Consider the following 14,665-nt stretch of genomic DNA (forward strand, 5'->3'; position numbering starts at 1 on the left):
GTTAGCCTCCCCGTGTGAAGGCGAGAGGGGGTGGCAGTTGACCGATCAGGCACCCCTGCCGCCCTCCCGCCCTCGTGTCGGAAGCTCAACTCCGGTTCGTCCATCAGAGGCGATTGGGAAGCGGCGGAACAAGGAGCAGTTCGAAGCTGAAGGGCAGTCGCAGAAGCGACGGGGGCAGGCCAGCGTCTACACCTTTTGATGGAACGAGCGGCAGGCGTGGTACTTCCGAGCAATCACGTTCGTCACCTTGGATGACGGCAAGCTCAAGCGAGTCATGGGGACTGGCCTCACGGAGGCGCAGTCGCGAGCACGAGAGAACCGTGACCGTCTTTTGGCAAAGATGGGGAAGCTCGGTCCATAAACTCGTGCTCATGGCTGACACCGGAGAGCGACACACGAACGCACTGAAGTCGTTCGTTCTTCGTGCTCGCCGAATTAAAGCGCACTCCCTCGCGCAGGACACCAAACTGCTCACTGAGCTTCAGAACCCTCAGATGACTGTTCACTACGTGGCGGAGACAGGCGAGATGAAGGTGACGATGGCGGTTCCACCTGAGGAACAGCTCGAGAGTGCCGCCGCTCGGGTCCGACCGTTGATCCTCAACGGCGAGGACACCTATCACGCCAAGGTCATGAACGCGCTTCTGTACTTTGCGCAGCAGGCAGGGGTGTCGAAGAACGGCCTTGAGTCGTTGCGTGAGCTCAAGAGGCAGTGGGGAGCGGTGAATCCAAAGGGAAAGAGCCTCGGGTTTTACGAGGTTCGGGTTCAGAAACCCGGCGAAGCGGAGACCCGCATCAGCGACAACGCCTTGGCGTTCTCATGGATATATGGGGATGTCGTACACGCTGACAGCGCCCGGCGCGACGAGGGACAGGTCTTCGGAGTTGATGAGAGGTTCCGAGCTGCGATTCCCGTTGTAGTGCGGCTCATGGTTCTTGCGATGGTGACGCTGACCCTCATCGAGCGACTCAAGTCTGACGGGATTCTCCCTGACCTCGGGGAGGTCTTTAAGGAAGAGGTGGTAGCTGGCAAGAGCGAGATCGCTTTGAAGACTGAGGTCTACGTCGCAGAGTACGACGAGAACGGCGAAGTTCCTGAACCACCCGGGTTCGATGAGGAACTCGGGGATCGGTGGAAGCCGTTCGCGGAAGCGTTCAAGGACCGACTTCCCACTGCCGCCACCGCAGACTCGGGCGGAGTGGAAGACAGAGAGTAGTTCGAAGGTGTCAAGCGAGGGCTACCTGCGCTGATTGTGGATAGCAGTGTTGAGGTAGCTTGCGAAGAGTTCCTCAACCTCACCCTGCCAACCGGACGAGTCAAACCAATCTGAGAGGTTTGCCCACTCCTCCTCTGTGAGTTCGAGGGCGAGATGTTCGTCTGCGTCACGCTTGAGAAAGAGCGAGCCGATGACGACGCGCTCGCCCTTGATTGCGTTGATGAGGTCAGGTGTGGAGGTCATGCGCGGAAGCTTATCGGCCGTCTGCCGGGTGAATGTGAGCGCGGCGGCGCCCTTCATACACTGAGGCATGGCCATTGAGTCCCTCGCATTTGGACAGTCGCTGTCCGGTCTCTTAGTCGACGGGGTCGAAGACACCCCGTACACGGGCGCGACGCTGCGCTTGGATAATCCGCGCGGGGTTGTCGTTGACGTGCCCTACGTCCACCGTGACGAGACCGAGCAGTTCCGACATGTGGATGAGTGGTTCAACACACAGACGCCACCGATGAACCTAATCCTTCAGACCCCGGACGGTCAGGTAGGTCTCTTCGGTATCAAATGGCGCGGTCATTCCGTTAGTTCGGGAGTCTCGTTAGGAAAGCTCGCTCCCGCAGAGACAATCTTGGGTCGATGTGAGGCTCCGCTTGACGAACCGCTGAAGCTCGCGGAGGTACGGAGCCAAGTAGACGGGTTGCGGCAATGGACTCGCTTCTACGGCATCGAGACCGAACCTGAGACGGACGACGACGGATTGACGCGAGGTCTCGTCGTGCGGGTGCGGTCGGGCGGGGAGGTGACGTGGCAGCAAGGGGAAGCCACGCTGAAGTTCGTCACGACGTGGAAGACGAATCACCCTGAGGAAGACCCACACGGAGGCTTAGACATACGGGAGCACGTTGTTCTTGTGTCGCAGTTCCCGACGACACGTCCGTTCAACGATCACCTCGCAGAGCAACGCAAAGTCGTCAGCCTCCTGACGCTCATCACAGGGCACCCGATTCTGTTCCGTCGTCATCAGGTGTGGGACGAGACGATTGTGAGCCGGTCAGTGGGAGGAACGATCCTCGGCCACCCACGCGTGGATCTCATCACCACACAGACGGTGCGGGACTACACGCAACCACGTCTTCGAAAGACGGAAGCTGATGACATGCTCGTGCGACTCCCTGACGTAGGAGAAGCGGGGATGAGTCGTTGGGCAGAGCAGTTCGAGACGTGGAAGCGATTCATCTTCCCCGCTGTGGGGGTGCTCGGGCGTCGGGAAGCGTTCATGGAGGACGTGATTATCTCCACGTCCATGAGCATCGAAGCAGCCGGTCAGATCATCGGCGTTCGTGAGGGTGAAGAACCCACCTATTACCGTGGCCGGCCCACGACGGCAACGAACGTATACCGCTGTCTGAACCTGCTTGGTGTGCCGTGGGGGTCAATCACCACTGACCATCAGTCGCTTGCTCGGGCTATCGCCAACGTCTACAACGACATCAAACACTTCGACCGCGGCGGGTTCCCTGAGACCTCCGTCTCGCACACCATCAGCCACATCACCAAGATGATCGTGCGACTCCTTACCCTTCACATTCTTGACGAGAACGGTGGGCTACTGAGGCAGTATCGCGAGCAGGGAGCTATGTGGAAGGTTCAGCGATACAGCGAGGTCTATGGGCTGACGTTCGATGAGCGCGGTCATGCTGTCTTGTCAGGTGACGGCACCGTTGAGGGTCAGGGGTAGTCGCCTCTCATTTCGCGGAGAGCACGATGCCGTAAGCCTCGGTGTTCTCGTCGCCGTAGTCCACGAGATCAGCGAACAAGATGGTGTTTCGGACATGCGCGACTGCTTCTTCCTCTGGGAAGGGCTGCTCACCCCCACGAACACCCTCGTCTTGATCAGCGGTGAAAATCATCACTGCCTCGTTGTAGTCCAAACTCGTCAACCTTTCGTTTTCAGCGCGAACTGCGCTGTCTGACTATCGCGCCAATGCGCGAGATCAGACTTTGAGAAGCGAGTTCAGAGAAGTGATTCTTTGTTGGTACTCCTTGTCATCTCATCAGGGAAAGCGTGAGAGAACGGTGAGGAGCTGAAGCTCAGATGAGGTTGATTCTGTGTTGTGAGGGGGAGTTGTTCCGTATGTATAGAGCGAGGCTTCAGGTGGGCAGGCGGAACGTGTTCCGCTGTCCCCCTCCGCTAATTCCTGAGTGGTGGTGTCAGTAGCCGCTGCTCAGATCGTGGAGAGTCGGACCTGCTGAGTAGGTGCCGTCGACGTAGTCCTCGATGAGGCTGAGTTCCACGTAGGTGGCGGTGAGCAGGTTGGAGAGAGTGGGGAAGTCCGCGTGTTCCTGAACCTCCGGGAGTTGCCCTGCGTATCTGAACGCCACACCTGCCTCGTCATCGTCATGGAAGGCGAGGATGACCGCCTTCACTGCTGACGGGAAGGGGGAGGGCATCTTGAGAGCCGCATAGTGGGTCTCCACGGCGGTGAGGAGCTTGCCGAGGTTGTGTCCGAACTTTTTGCGGATGTGCTCCGTGCTTTGAGCGTTTGTCAGTTCCGGAGTGACACCTTCTACGTACGTTTGGCGGGTGGATGCGAGGAAGGCGATGAGGTATTTGAGTCTGAGCTCGAACGCCTGCCGGTAGAGCGTCAGGTAGGGGAGCAGCAGGGAATCATCCTCGTTCTTGCCCGTGTAGGTGGATGCGAGAGCGTCAGCTGCGTATTGGAAGGAGTAGGACAGCCGTCCGGAGTCTTCATGGGGGTAGCGAACAATCTGCGTCCTGTAGGCGGTCGCCGGGACTGAACTGAGGAGCTTGGTCGGCTGAGGGGTGTTCGGGGTGCTCAACGGGTCTCCTTCATCGGCGGTGATGTTGCTGACCGTAGGTTAGCTGCCCGGTTCTCTCCGCCGCTTACTTCGACTGTCCGCGACGGACAGTAGGGTGAGGCCCTGAACGGGGAGGCCCAATGGGGTGGTGGTCAAGACCAAGCGAAGATGACGTTGACCGCGAAGCTGAAGCTCGCGCATGGACGATTTATCACTCTCACGGGGAGTGGATTGCGAGGGTTGATGCGAAAGCGTCGATCATGCTCGCGCTCCAAGGGGTCACGCTCGGAGCGGTCATCGCGCTGACAGATAACCACCGCCCGTTTGCGGAGTTGGAGTGGTGGTGGGAGTGGGCGATGTTCTTCACCGGGTTCGCCCTACTGCTCGCCGCTATCGTCCTCGCGGTCGTGGCGCTCGTGCCGCGAGTCACAAGCGAGAAACCCTCCAAGAGAGAGATGCGCGACTACATCTACTTCGGGCACACCCGACTGTGGAAGCCTGACGCATTGGAGGACGAGCTCCGGAAGCCCGTCCTGTCTGTGCTTGCCCGTCAGTTGATCGTTTTGGGGCGCATCTCGTGGCGGAAGCACTACCTCGTGAAGTACTCCGTGCGGTGCTATATCGGCTCAGGCGCGTTGCTCACGGCAACGGCGCTCATCGTGAACTTTTGGGGGTAGGGCATGGAAGGTAAGTACAAGGTCCACAATCATGTGGAAGGGGCGACTCGAATCAGGACGATCCTGAATCAGTCTGACCTCGACTACCAAGAGGTGGACAGCCTCCCGCCACGCGATGACCTCACCTTCAGCAACGGGTTTTACGCCAGCTGCTCAGCGCTCTTCGTGGACATCAGGGGCTCATCCAAGCTCCCCGACAAGCACAAGCGTCCGGTCTTGGCTCGGCTCTACCGGTCGTTCGTGAGCGAGATGTTGGCGGTGTTCGCCGGGTTCGAGAAGGTGCGGGAAGTGAACATCGTGGGGGACTGCGTTTGGGCTGTCTACAACACTCCGTACAAGGCGGACATCAACTCGGTCTTCGCTCGGGCGTTCATCGCGAACTCGATGGTCAACATCCTGAATAAGGAGTTGGCGAAGCGAGGCATCACGACCATCACCGTGGGGATCGGGATGTCCTACGGGCGGGCGTTGATGATCAAAGCCGGGTATGAGGGCAGTGGCATGAGCGATGTGGTCTATATGGGTGACGTTGTGAACGCCGCAGCCAAGCTCGCCGCACAGGGCAACAACGAATGGTACGACAGCACGCTGATGGTTAGTGATGTCTTTAAGGGCAACCTGACCGACACGAATCAAGCGCTCCTGTCTTGGAACAGCTATCGCAACTGTTGGCACGGCAGTGTCGTTGCGACCGCCGTCGAGGAATGGATCAAGGAAGAGTACGACTCCTGACATATGGGGTGCGGCATTGGGGCATGGCTTCAGGAGAAGCGAAGCAGCAGGGGGAGCGGTGGAAGCGAAGCACAACACTTATAACCACATCAGCGGTGCTCGGAGGATGCGGGAGATCCTCAACCAAGCGGACGTGGACTATCAGGAGCGGGACACCCTGCCGTCACGGGACGCGCTCACGTTCAGTAACGGCTTCTACGCCTACTGTTCGGCGCTCTTCATTGACATCCGCGACTCGTCCAAGCTGCCCGACAAGCACACCCGTCCGGTCTTGGCTCGCATGTACCGGGCGTTCGTCAGCGAGATGGTGGCGGTCTTTGCGAGCTTCAGCCGGTGCCGAGAGGTCAACCTCGTTGGCGACTGCGTTTGGGCGGTCTACAACACTCCATCCACCGACGACATAGATGAAGTCTTCACGGTCGCAGCGTTGGCAAGCTCCATGATCAACGTCTTCAACAAGGAGCTAACGAACAAGGGCTTCACCAACATCAGCGTGGGGATCGGGATGTCCTACGGGCGGGCACTCATGGTAAAAGCGGGGTATGAGGGGAGCGGGATGAACGACGTTGTCTACATGGGGGATGTCGTCAACGAAGCCGCGAAGCTCGCAGCGAACGTTAGCAAGACGCACAACGACAAGCGCCTCATGGTGAGTGACGTGTTCCGGGGCAATCTGAACGACCAGAACAAGACTCTGCTGACTTGGAACAGCACGCGACGCTGTTGGAACGGCTACGTCGTGCGGATGGACGTGGATGAGTGGACGACCGAGAACTACTGACGGTTGAACCGCGGCTCGCGGGTGATTCTTTGATCACTCCTATTCTTTGAGTCATGACCGACCACCTCTAAGCTCCGTTGCCGTCCGAGCTGCGTCGACGCCGGTTGCTCGCGGAGGCGGAGGCGGCTCTTGATGTTCGATGGCGCGACGACTGCCCCGCGGATGTAGGTCGCAAGGTCGCCGCTCTCGTCACACAGTTGTCCGAGTTGCCGGGCCGGGTCTACGACAGAGCGGACGCTCATTTGGAGATTGGTAGCAGCGAGGGCTACACCGAGTACGACTCCCAAGCGATTCTCTCCGGGGGAACAAATGGCGACGGAGAGGAAGCGAATCGTTTAGAGGCTCTCGCCGCTGTCGTCTACGCCTACGCATGGCTGAGTGAGAATGATCACACGCTGATGATGACCGACTACGACTACGAACGGGGCATCGTCTATCACCCCGAGGACTTCATCGAAACGGTGAATTACATCCTTCTCGGAGCGCGGGTGGAGTGGACTTTCGAAGACGGCCTGTTCACACAGCGAGGGAACTCAGTCCTTCACGCTGACGTGGTGAAACCGGCGTCGGTCCTCCTTGACTCTGATGCGCGGTTTCAACGCGCATCAGCGGCATTCCAAACCGCGATCAACCGTCTGTCCGAGAACCACCCCGGTGCGGCGATCACTGATGCGGGGACTGCAGTTCAGGAGTTCTTCCGAGCGCTCGGGGTGAACGGCAACAGCCTCTCCGACCAACTGAACGCGGCGCAGAAAGCGAGCATCATCACCGGGTATGACCGGGCGGTTCTGCAACCCTTCAGCGACTGGTTGAACGCAGACCGATCTACGAGGGGAAACGCACACCACCACAACGAGGGTGACGTGACTAAAGCGGACGCTTGGCTTGCGATTCACGTTGCGTGTGCGCTGATGGTGCGACTATCCAATGAGGAGCCACGGTACATCCTTGCCGCTCGGGAGAGACGAGAGGCGGCGGCTCACGAGGCAGCGCTAACTAAGGCTGAGTCTGAAGCTGAGGACCCAGATCCGGACGGTGACACCCTCGTCATCTGAGCGGGAGCATGCTGTACTGCGTAACAAATACGAGCAGGCGTTACGACTTGAGAACTCAAACCGCCACTGATCAGGAATTTATGAAACGGTAAGCAATTTATGCGTGGAGTCCCTCACTCGCCACCACGAAGAAAGGGCACCCGGATCGGGTGCCCTTTCTCGTTCCCGGCGCGGGCCGGGCTCAGCTCTTCGCCAGGAGCGCCTTCGACTTCGTCTCGAGGAAGGCGACGAGCGCGCCGAGCACGTTGACCTCGTTGCCGAGGTTGACCAGGGCGACCGCGCCGAGCTCGATGGTGGCGTCGCGCGCCTCCATCGTCGCCTTCCAGCTGCCGTCGCCGCCCGTGATGGGCTGAAGGTAGGTGATGGTCTTGGCTTCGCTCAGGTCGACGACGATGAGCCCGGTATCGGGGTCGGCGTCATCCTCCCGGTCGAGGACGCGGATGTCACTGCCGGTGAGGTAGCCGAGCTCGCGGAATTCGGTCAGCCATGCGTCCAGCAGTGACTTGTCGAGCAGCGTTCGTACCGGCACGGGCCTCTCCGATCCATTCGCGCGAATGTGACGCGCCCGAACAGTATGACGGGTGCGGAGCGGGGCTGGATCGATCGTGCGGAAGGTGGTATCAGGCGGCGCGGACGGGACGACCGGCGGTGCGGCTCGGGCGGGCCGCGGTGTGGCTCGCCTCTTCGGCGGCCTCCCACGTGCGGGTGTCGATGACCAGGCCCGACGCGGCGTTCGCCTGATCGGCGAGCGAGCGCAGGTAGTCGCCAGCGAGCTGTTCGGGCTCGACCGCGTCGAAGACGAAGCGCAGGGGGATGGACGGCTGCAGCCAGATGGTGGAGCGCCCGGCCTCGTCGGCGGTTCCCGTCCAGGTCAGCGTGAAGGATTCTCCGCGCCGCAGTTTGGTCGAGGTGATGACTTTGATGTACCCCATCAGGCGATCGGGCAGAACGATGGGGTCCGTGTCGGATCCGTAGAACAACGTGGCCATGGCGATCTCCTTCGCTTGGGTCGACGGGCTAATCGTTAAGGTAGCACGTATTTCACGGAATTAATTAATTTCACAAAATATTTGAGATGTTCACTATGGTGGAGATGTGGCCGGCCGGGCCGCGAAGAGGAGGTGGCGGAAATGACACAGTCCTCTGCGTTGACCCTCGCACTCGACGAGTACGTCGGAGCGCGTGACGAGATGGCAGCGAAGGCGCGATCCGATCTCGGTGTCAGCGAGCTCGAAGCGGCCGCTCTGTGCTGCATCTGCGACGAGCCCGGCATCCGACCTTCGCACCTGCGCTCGCGCCTCGGTGTGACACCCGCCGGGGTCACGACCCTCGTCGATCGGCTCATCGGTCGCGGACTGCTGCGCCGCGAACTCGACGCCGAAGATCGTCGTGTCAACCACATCTACCTCGAGGTCGACCTCGACGCCGAGCCCTGGAGTGCGCTGCGCCGGTTCCCGACCGAGGTCGAGGCGGCGGTGGGCCTGGAGCCGCGCGAGGTGGCGGAGGCCGCCGCGGCGCTGCTGCGACGGATCACCGAACGCGTTCGCTCGCGGGTCTGACGCGACCGGCCTCGATGCGGATCAGGTGGTCCGCCTCGTCGATCAACCGCTCATCGTGACTGACGCACACGACGGCTGCCCCGCGTGAGGTCTCACTGCTGATCGCGGCGCGATTGAGCTCCGCGCTCGCTGCGTCGAGGCCCGTGGTCGGTTCGTCGAGCAGAAGGATGTCCGCTGCGCGGGCGAGTCCCTGCGCGAGAAGCGCACGCTGCCGTTGCCCGCCCGACAGGGACGAGAACGGATGCCGCGCGAGGGGTGCCACGTCGAGTCTTCGCATCGCGTGATCCACGGACTCCCGGTACGCGCGCGTGAGGCGCCGAAATGCGCCGAGGCGGCCCCAGGCTCCGACGGTGACGACGTCGCGGACGGTGAGGGGGAGGTGTTCCGCGACGGCGGCACGCTGCGGCACGAAGGCGCGCGATCGACCATCGACCTCGAGTGAGCCGGATGCCGACGGGCGGGCGCCCGCGAGCACCTCGAGCAACGTCGACTTCCCTGCGCCGTTCGGTCCCACGATCACGGTGAGGGCCGCATCGGGGAGGTCGAGGTCGACGTCGTCGAGCGCGACGACCCCGGGGAATTCGACGCGGAGGCCGCGAGCGCGCAGGGCACATGTCGTCATGGCATCCATCATATGAGTTTGATAACCGTTCTCAGTTAACGCTACGGTCGGACATCGTGTCCTGGCTCCTCGATCCCTTCTCGCTCGTCTTCGTGCAGCGCGCGCTTCTGGGCGGCGTGCTCGTCGCCGTGCTGTGCGCGGTGGCCGGCACGTGGGTGATCGTGCGGGGGATGGCCTTCCTGGGCGAGGCGCTGGCCCACGGCATGCTCCCCGGCGTGGCACTGGCCACGGTGCTGGGGCTCCCCGTGCTGGCGGGCGCGGCGGTCAGCGCCGTCGTGATGAGCCTCGGCATCGGCGTTCTGCAGCGCCGCGCGAAGGTGTCGTACGACACGAGCATCGGGTTGCTCTTCGTCGGCATGCTCGCACTCGGGGTGATCGTCATCTCGCACGCGGGGAGCTTCGCGACGGATGCCACGGCCATCCTGTTCGGCGACATCCTGGCGGTCACCGCCGCCGACCTCATCGTGCTCGCCGTCGCGGTCGCCCTGGGGATCGCCGCCGCAGCCCTGGCGCACCGCTGCCTCATCGCCCTCGCGATCGACGAGCGCGTCGCGCGCGTCCTCGGCCTCCGTCCGCGCGTGGCGCAGACGGTTCTCGTGGGCCTCGTGACCCTCGCGGTCGTCGCGTCGTACCAGGCCGTCGGTTCGCTGCTCGTCGTGGGCCTGCTCGTCGCCCCCGCCGTGGCCGCGCGGCAATGGACCGAGCGCATCCCCTCGACCATGGTGCTCGCCGCCGCCATCGGCGCTCTCGCCGTCGCCGTCGGTCTCGTCGTGTCGTGGCACGCGGCCACGGCGGCCGGGGCGACGATCGCCGCCACCGCGATCGCGGCCGCCGGCGTCTCGTGGCTCCTGCGCCGGGCGACGAACGAGATGCGCCGTCGCGTCCTCGCGGCCACGCCCGCACCCGTCTGACTCCCTGTCCCGCTCCACCTGGAAAGCCCCCATGTCTCATTCCTCCCGCCGCCTCGCGCCCGTCGGTGCCCTCCTCCTGCTCGCTCTGGCCGGCTGCGCCGCCCCGCCAGCGCCGGCCGCCTCGACAGCCGCCCCCGAATCCGACGCGCACGGTCGGATCGACGGCGCGGCGGAAGTGGCGGAGCCCGCGCTCGGCCTGACCTCCATCGACGCCGGCGGCCGCGTCTCGCACCTCGACCTGCTCGACGAGACCACGGCCGAGCTGGGGGTCGTCCGCGCGCCCGCCGCGGTGCACTCCGACGGTCGCTACCTCTTCTCGGCCGACGACCACGGTGTCTCGATCGTCGACAGCGGGGTGTGGACCTGGGACCACGTCGACCACTTCCACTACTACCGGGCGCCCGCGCGCGTGCTCGGTCAGGTCGCGGGGGAGGGCGTCTCCACGATCGCGACGTCGAACTCCTCGACCACGGGGGGCACAGGCGTGTTCTTCCCGGGCTCCGGCGAGGCGGTTCTGCTCGATACCGAAGCGCTGTCGAAGGGCGAGGTCGTCGAGAAGTTCCGCGTGACGACGGCGTCGGGTGCGGGTCTCGTCGCCCCCGTCGGTTCCTTCGCGGCGGTCGCCGCCGGGGGAGAGGTGTCGCTGCGCGCGGCCGACGGTGCCCCACTCGGCCCGACGACGCCGTGCATCGACCCGGCGGGCACGATCACGACCCGCGTCGGAGCGGTGATCGGATGCCGCGACGGCGCCGTCCTCGCGAGCGTCGAGGGCGATCAGCCGGTCGTCGAGGTCGTCCCGTACCCGCCGGGCACCACCGCGCCGCGGGCGACGGCTTTCCACAACCGCGAGGGGCGACCCCGCGTCGCAGCTCTCGCAGGAAGCGCCGGAATCTGGATCCTGGACACTCGCGCGCGCACGTGGACCCTTCTTCCCGCGCCCGAGCCGCTCGTTCAGGTCACCGCGGTCGACGACAAGACCGCGAACGTCCTGGCGCTGAGCGCCGGTGGCCGGGTGCTCACCCTGGACGGCGACAGCGGCGCGGTACGCGCGGCATCCGTCCCCCTCGTCTCGGAGAGTCTCGCCGGGGGGCTTCCCGTGACGCTCGTCGCCGATCAACAGCGCGCGTACCTCAACGGGCCCGCCGAGGGCCGGTTGTGGGAGATCGACTTCGCCGACGGCGCGCGGATCGCGCGCGAGTTCACCCCCGAGCGCTCGCCGCTCTTCTTCGCAGAGACGGGACGCTGACATGCGCCGTACCCTCGCCGCCCTCGCCGCGGCAGCCCTGCTGTGCCTGACCGGGTGCGCCGGCAGCGCGGCATCCGACCGCCCTCTGGTCGTGGTGACCACGAGCATCCTGGGCGACGTGGTGTCGAATCTCGTCGGCGATGACGTCGACGTGATGACTCTGATGCGCCCGGGCGCCGACCCGCACTCGTTCGAGATCTCGGCCGCGGAGGCCGCGCGTATGCGCTCGGCCGACCTGCTGGTCGCGAACGGTCTGGGCCTCGAAGAGGGCCTGCAGCACCACCTCGACGCCGCGAAGGCCGACGGGGTGGACACGATCGTCGCCGGTGACGCCGTCACCGTGCTGCCGTACACCTCGACCGACGCCGACGGGGCGGACGATCCGCACTTCTGGACCGACCCCGCGCAGATGATCGCCGTCGTCGACCGCCTCACCCCGGAGCTCGAGAAGCTCGGCGGGGACGCGGTCGCCGAGCGATCGGCCGCCTACCGCGCGCAGCTCGAGCAGCTCGACGCCGACATGACCGCAGCCTTCGCCGCAATTCCCGCCGAGCGCCGGGCGCTGGTCACCAACCACCACGTGTTCGGCTACCTCGCCGCTCGCTTCGACTTCCGCCTCATCGGGGCCGTGATCCCCGGCGGCACCACCCTCGCCGCCCCGAGCACGAGCGACCTCGCCGACCTCGTCTCGGCCATCGACGAGGCGAAGGTGCCGACGATCTTCGCCGAGTCGTCGTCTCCCGACCGCCTCGTCCGCGCTCTCGCCGACGAGGCCGACCGCCACGTCGAGGTGACCGAGCTGTTTACCGAATCGCTGACCGACGCGAGCGGTGACGCCCCCGACTACCTGACCATGATGCGCGTGAACACGCAGCGCATCGCCACCGGGCTCTCACCCTGACGAGACCCACCCCACCCCAGAAAGAGACACGAATGCGCAGCTTCTCCCTCCCCCGCGCGAGCCTGGTCGCCCTCGCGATCGGCGCGACCGTCACCCTGTCGGCGTGCGCCGGCGGAACCGGCCCCGGGTCGGCGGCCCCGGCGTCGAGCCCCGCGACCGACACCGCCACTCGCGTCGCCCTGTCGTACCCCGGCGGCATCCTGGTGCTCGACGGTCAGAGCCTCGAGCCCCTGGGCGATCTCTCGTCCGAGGAGTTCACCCGCCTGAACTCGGCCGGCGACGGTCGCCACGTCATGGTGACCACGAGCAAGGGATTCCAGGTTCTGGATGCCGGGACCCCGGCCGCCGACCCCGAGCTCACCGACCTCGTGTTCCCGGCGTCCAAGCCCGGCCACGTCGTGACGCACGGCGGGACGACGGTGCTCTACGCCGACGGCACGAGCGACTCGACGATCTTCGACACCGATGCCCTCTTGGCATCCACCGACTCCCTCCCTGAGGTTCGGACGGTTCCGGGTGTCGAGGCGCACCACGGCGTCTCGATCGTGCTCGAGGACGGCACCTTCCTCACCACGGTCGGCAACGCCGACGGCCGCAACGGCGTGGTGGCGAAGGACGCCTCCGGTGCCACCCTCGCCGAGAGCAACGACTGCCCCGGCGTGCACGGCGAAGGCACGGCGAAGGACGAGGTCGTCGTCTTCGGCTGCGAGAACGGCGCTCTGGTCTACGACGAAGGCACCTTCACCAAGCTGACCGCTCCCGACCAGCCGTACGGCCGCATGGGCAACGCGTACGTGAGCGAGAACAGCGCGCTCATCGTGGGCGACTACAAGGACGACCGCGATGCCGAGGGCTACCTGCTGCACCGTCTCGCACTGATCGACACCGCGGCGAAGACCCAGCGCGTGGTCGACATGCCCGCGGGGGCCGAGTACACCTTCCGCGACGTGGCCCGGGGTCCGGGCGACCTCGCCTACGTGCTGGCATCCGACGGCGCGATCCACGTGCTCGACCCCGCGACCGGGGAGTTCACCGACGCGTTCCCGGTGATCGACGCGTGGGAGGGACCGGCCGAGTGGCAGGACGCCCACCCCGCCATCAAGGTCTCGGGTGACCTCGCCTACGTGACCGAGCCGGCGAAGAACGCGGTGCACGCGGTCGACCTCACCACCGGCCAGGTCGTGAAGAGCGTGACGCTCGAGCAGACCCCGAACGAGATCGCGCTGACGAAGTAAGCGCCGCCCCTACCGACCGCCCCGGTCGTACGCCACCTGCAGTGCCGCGCGCACGGCGCGTACACCGGGGCGGTCGGCCGTTCCGCGGCGCACCGCCGTGAACACCTCGCGCCGCGGCTGGCCGGGAAGCCCGACGAGCCGCACGGGCGGGGCCTCACCCGCGAAGACGAGGTCGGGGATCATGCCGACGGCGTGACCGGATGCCACGAGCCGGGCCTGCGCGGTGAGGTCGGCCATCTCGAATCTCACGTCGGGCTCGAACCCGGCGGCCCGACACTGTTGGGTGGCCCACTGGCGGGCGGCCGTGCCCACCGGCTCCATCACCCACGCGCGCTCGCGGAGGTCTTCGAGATGCTGCGCGGGATCGTCGCACGAGACGGCGAGACGGATGGCGTCGCGCCCCAGGAGACCGCGCTCGAGGCCCTCGCGGTGCTCGCGAGTGTGGCCGGGGTACTGCTCGGCGACGGCGAGGTCGAAGCCGCGCGCCGCGACCTCGAACAGCCCTTCCTCGGGAGCGAGCTCGGCGACCTCGACGCGCAGCTGCGGCTCGCTCTCGGCGAGGGCGTCGAGGGCGCGGGGGAGCAGGCCGTGCGCCGCGGACTGCATCACGGCCAGGCGCACCGGGGCGAGGGAGGGCCGCATGCGCTCGAGCTCCGCGCGCGCGGCCTCGTCGGCGGCGAGCATGCGGGCCGCGTGGGCGGCGAGCGCAGCGCCCTGCGCGGTGAGGCGCACGCGGCGGCCGTCGGGTTCGAGCAACGGGACTCCCGCCTCCTTCTCGAGCAGCGCGAGCTGCTGCGAGATGGTCGACGGACTGTACGCGAGCGCCTCGGCGACGGCGGCGAGGGTGCCCCGCACCGACAGCTCGTGCAGCAGGCGCAGGCGGCGCAGATCGAACATGGCATCCCTTCGTCT

General features: G+C 65.0%; 18 protein-coding genes. 11 read left to right on the forward strand and 7 right to left on the reverse strand.

Translation table 11 applies throughout. The features are described from left to right. The first annotated feature begins 371 nt into the window (after positions 1-371). A complete protein-coding gene (locus tag QBE02_RS13745; protein ID WP_279366221.1) occupies positions 372-1,217 on the forward strand; it encodes a hypothetical protein in 846 nt (281 codons plus the stop codon). A 21-nt stretch (positions 1,218-1,238) separates the two neighbouring features. On the opposite strand, the gene QBE02_RS13750 is transcribed toward QBE02_RS13745, so the two are convergent. Beyond that, positions 1,239-1,460 carry a hypothetical protein gene (locus tag QBE02_RS13750; RefSeq protein WP_279366222.1) on the reverse strand — a complete coding sequence of 74 codons (222 nt, stop codon included), beginning with the start codon at positions 1,458-1,460 and terminating at the stop codon, positions 1,239-1,241. Between the two features lie 67 nt (positions 1,461-1,527). On the opposite strand from QBE02_RS13750, the gene QBE02_RS13755 reads away from it, so the two are divergent. Continuing rightward, entirely contained in the window at positions 1,528-2,952 is a 1,425-nt protein-coding gene (locus tag QBE02_RS13755; protein ID WP_279366223.1) for a hypothetical protein, read from the forward strand. Between the two features lie 7 nt (positions 2,953-2,959). On the opposite strand, the gene QBE02_RS13760 is transcribed toward QBE02_RS13755, so the two are convergent. Continuing rightward, positions 2,960-3,145 (reverse strand): hypothetical protein, encoded by a 186-nt coding sequence (locus tag QBE02_RS13760; protein WP_279366224.1) that lies wholly within the window; start codon positions 3,143-3,145, stop codon positions 2,960-2,962. A 280-nt stretch (positions 3,146-3,425) separates the two neighbouring features. Further along, positions 3,426-4,055 carry a hypothetical protein gene (locus tag QBE02_RS13765; RefSeq protein ID WP_279366225.1) on the reverse strand — a complete coding sequence of 210 codons (630 nt, stop codon included), beginning with the start codon at positions 4,053-4,055 and terminating at the stop codon, positions 3,426-3,428. Positions 4,056-4,294: 239 nt separating this feature from the next. On the opposite strand from QBE02_RS13765, the gene QBE02_RS13770 reads away from it, so the two are divergent. The 4 genes from QBE02_RS13770 (at position 4,295) to QBE02_RS13785 (ending at position 7,279) form a co-directional block, all read left to right on the forward strand. Next, positions 4,295-4,711 carry a Pycsar system effector family protein gene (locus tag QBE02_RS13770; RefSeq protein ID WP_279366226.1) on the forward strand — a complete coding sequence of 139 codons (417 nt, stop codon included), beginning with the start codon at positions 4,295-4,297 and terminating at the stop codon, positions 4,709-4,711. A gap of 3 nt (positions 4,712-4,714) precedes the next feature. Beyond that, a complete protein-coding gene (locus QBE02_RS13775; RefSeq protein WP_279366227.1) occupies positions 4,715-5,443 on the forward strand; it encodes an adenylate/guanylate cyclase domain-containing protein in 729 nt (242 codons plus the stop codon). A gap of 106 nt (positions 5,444-5,549) precedes the next feature. Continuing rightward, positions 5,550-6,224 (forward strand): adenylate/guanylate cyclase domain-containing protein, encoded by a 675-nt coding sequence (locus QBE02_RS13780; protein ID WP_279366228.1) that lies wholly within the window; start codon positions 5,550-5,552, stop codon positions 6,222-6,224. 77 nt (positions 6,225-6,301) lie between these two features. Continuing rightward, entirely contained in the window at positions 6,302-7,279 is a 978-nt protein-coding gene (locus QBE02_RS13785; protein ID WP_279366229.1) for a hypothetical protein, read from the forward strand. A gap of 181 nt (positions 7,280-7,460) precedes the next feature. On the opposite strand, the gene QBE02_RS13790 is transcribed toward QBE02_RS13785, so the two are convergent. After that, on the reverse strand, positions 7,461-7,808 hold the full coding sequence (locus QBE02_RS13790; protein WP_279366230.1) for a hypothetical protein: 348 nt from the start codon (positions 7,806-7,808) through the stop codon (positions 7,461-7,463). 91 nt (positions 7,809-7,899) lie between these two features. Then, positions 7,900-8,268: a hypothetical protein gene (locus tag QBE02_RS13795; protein WP_279366231.1), complete on the reverse strand. Its 369-nt coding sequence runs from the start codon at positions 8,266-8,268 to the stop codon at positions 7,900-7,902. 141 nt (positions 8,269-8,409) lie between these two features. Between QBE02_RS13795 and QBE02_RS13800 the strand changes: the two genes are divergently transcribed. Continuing rightward, positions 8,410-8,838 carry a MarR family winged helix-turn-helix transcriptional regulator gene (locus QBE02_RS13800; protein WP_279366232.1) on the forward strand — a complete coding sequence of 143 codons (429 nt, stop codon included), beginning with the start codon at positions 8,410-8,412 and terminating at the stop codon, positions 8,836-8,838. Here the strand turns inward: QBE02_RS13800 and aztA are convergent. Next, complete coding sequence (gene aztA, locus QBE02_RS13805; protein WP_279366233.1) at positions 8,810-9,460, reverse strand: zinc ABC transporter ATP-binding protein AztA; 651 nt, start codon at positions 9,458-9,460, stop codon at positions 8,810-8,812. The two genes, QBE02_RS13800 and aztA, sit on opposite strands and share 29 nt — an antisense overlap. Positions 9,461-9,516: 56 nt before the next feature. Between aztA and aztB the strand changes: the two genes are divergently transcribed. The 4 genes from aztB to aztD are packed head-to-tail and all read left to right on the forward strand — an operon-like array spanning position 9,517 to position 13,753. Continuing rightward, on the forward strand, positions 9,517-10,371 hold the full coding sequence (aztB, locus tag QBE02_RS13810; protein ID WP_279366234.1) for a zinc ABC transporter permease AztB: 855 nt from the start codon (positions 9,517-9,519) through the stop codon (positions 10,369-10,371). A gap of 31 nt (positions 10,372-10,402) precedes the next feature. Beyond that, positions 10,403-11,617: an ABC transporter gene (locus tag QBE02_RS13815; RefSeq protein WP_279366235.1), complete on the forward strand. Its 1,215-nt coding sequence runs from the start codon at positions 10,403-10,405 to the stop codon at positions 11,615-11,617. A 1-nt stretch (position 11,618) separates the two neighbouring features. After that, a complete protein-coding gene (aztC, locus tag QBE02_RS13820; protein ID WP_279366236.1) occupies positions 11,619-12,518 on the forward strand; it encodes a zinc ABC transporter substrate-binding protein AztC in 900 nt (299 codons plus the stop codon). A 32-nt stretch (positions 12,519-12,550) separates the two neighbouring features. Beyond that, the gene (aztD, locus tag QBE02_RS13825) at positions 12,551-13,753 is read left to right on the forward strand and encodes a zinc metallochaperone AztD (protein ID WP_279366237.1); all 1,203 of its coding nucleotides are present in this window, start codon (positions 12,551-12,553) and stop codon (positions 13,751-13,753) included. A 9-nt stretch (positions 13,754-13,762) separates the two neighbouring features. On the opposite strand, the gene QBE02_RS13830 is transcribed toward aztD, so the two are convergent. Further along, on the reverse strand, positions 13,763-14,650 hold the full coding sequence (locus QBE02_RS13830) for a LysR family transcriptional regulator (protein WP_279366238.1): 888 nt from the start codon (positions 14,648-14,650) through the stop codon (positions 13,763-13,765). Positions 14,651-14,665 lie beyond the last annotated feature (15 nt).

It is taken from the genome of Microbacterium testaceum, assembly GCF_029761935.1.
Lineage (GTDB): Bacteria > Actinomycetota > Actinomycetes > Actinomycetales > Microbacteriaceae > Microbacterium > Microbacterium testaceum_A.

Excerpts from the sequence above, each read along its gene's own strand:
- QBE02_RS13745 (WP_279366221.1), top strand. The coding sequence starts at position 372 with ATGGCTGACACCGGAGAGCGACACACGAACGCACTGAAGTCGTTCGTT.
- QBE02_RS13750 (WP_279366222.1), bottom strand. The coding sequence starts at position 1,460 with ATGACCTCCACACCTGACCTCATCAACGCAATCAAGGGCGAGCGCGTC.
- QBE02_RS13755 (WP_279366223.1), top strand. The coding sequence starts at position 1,528 with ATGGCCATTGAGTCCCTCGCATTTGGACAGTCGCTGTCCGGTCTCTTA.
- QBE02_RS13770 (WP_279366226.1), top strand. The coding sequence starts at position 4,295 with ATGCTCGCGCTCCAAGGGGTCACGCTCGGAGCGGTCATCGCGCTGACA.
- QBE02_RS13775 (WP_279366227.1), top strand. The coding sequence starts at position 4,715 with ATGGAAGGTAAGTACAAGGTCCACAATCATGTGGAAGGGGCGACTCGA.
- QBE02_RS13780 (WP_279366228.1), top strand. The coding sequence starts at position 5,550 with ATGCGGGAGATCCTCAACCAAGCGGACGTGGACTATCAGGAGCGGGAC.
- QBE02_RS13795 (WP_279366231.1), bottom strand. The coding sequence starts at position 8,268 with ATGGCCACGTTGTTCTACGGATCCGACACGGACCCCATCGTTCTGCCC.
- QBE02_RS13800 (WP_279366232.1), top strand. The coding sequence starts at position 8,410 with ATGACACAGTCCTCTGCGTTGACCCTCGCACTCGACGAGTACGTCGGA.
- aztA (WP_279366233.1), bottom strand. The coding sequence starts at position 9,460 with ATGACGACATGTGCCCTGCGCGCTCGCGGCCTCCGCGTCGAATTCCCC.
- QBE02_RS13815 (WP_279366235.1), top strand. The coding sequence starts at position 10,403 with ATGTCTCATTCCTCCCGCCGCCTCGCGCCCGTCGGTGCCCTCCTCCTG.
- aztC (WP_279366236.1), top strand. The coding sequence starts at position 11,619 with ATGCGCCGTACCCTCGCCGCCCTCGCCGCGGCAGCCCTGCTGTGCCTG.
- aztD (WP_279366237.1), top strand. The coding sequence starts at position 12,551 with ATGCGCAGCTTCTCCCTCCCCCGCGCGAGCCTGGTCGCCCTCGCGATC.
- QBE02_RS13830 (WP_279366238.1), bottom strand. The coding sequence starts at position 14,650 with ATGTTCGATCTGCGCCGCCTGCGCCTGCTGCACGAGCTGTCGGTGCGG.